The sequence below is a fragment of the Bradyrhizobium sp. PRIMUS42 genome (assembly GCF_023006515.1).
GTDB lineage: Bacteria > Pseudomonadota > Alphaproteobacteria > Rhizobiales > Xanthobacteraceae > Bradyrhizobium.
The window spans coordinates 1-518 of the sequence record NZ_JALBGZ010001537.1 but is presented as its reverse complement, the minus strand read 5'-3'; the positions used below and the strand labels follow the sequence as shown (position 1 = coordinate 518).

The 518-nt window shown below is 68.1% G+C and carries 1 protein-coding gene; it reads left to right on the top strand.

From position 1 onward, the window contains the following. The coding region (locus MOV75_RS41505; protein WP_247008678.1) for an iron-containing alcohol dehydrogenase at positions 1-518 on the top strand (518 nt) is incomplete at both ends.

The following is a 518-nucleotide window of genomic DNA, read 5'->3' as shown; positions in this document are numbered from 1 at the left end:
GAAGCGCAGGGCAAGAGCCTGGGGACGGCGCTCGGCGCGCTCTATGCCGGCATCTTTCCGGGCGCCACCATGCATACGCCGGTCGACGTCACGGAGCGGGCGCTCGCAGCGATGAAGGCATGCGAGGCCGATTGCGTCGTCTCGCTCGGCGGCGGCTCGACCACGGGCCTCGGCAAGGCTTTGGCCTTGCGCACCGGCGTCAATCAGCTCTGCATCCCCACCACCTATGCCGGCTCGGAAATGACGCCGATCGTCGGCCAGACCGAGAACGGGTTGAAGACCACGGTGCGCGATGCGGCGATCCTGCCCGAGACCGTGATCTACGATGTCGATCTGACCCTGACGCTGCCGGCGAGCTTAGCCGCAACATCGGGCATCAACGCAATCGCCCACGCCGTCGAAGCGCTTTACGCGCGCGACACCAATCCGGTGACCTCGCTGATGGCGGAAGAAGGCATCCGCGCGCTCGCGCGCGCCCTTCCCGCGATCGCCGCCAAGTCCGACGACCGCGAGGCCCG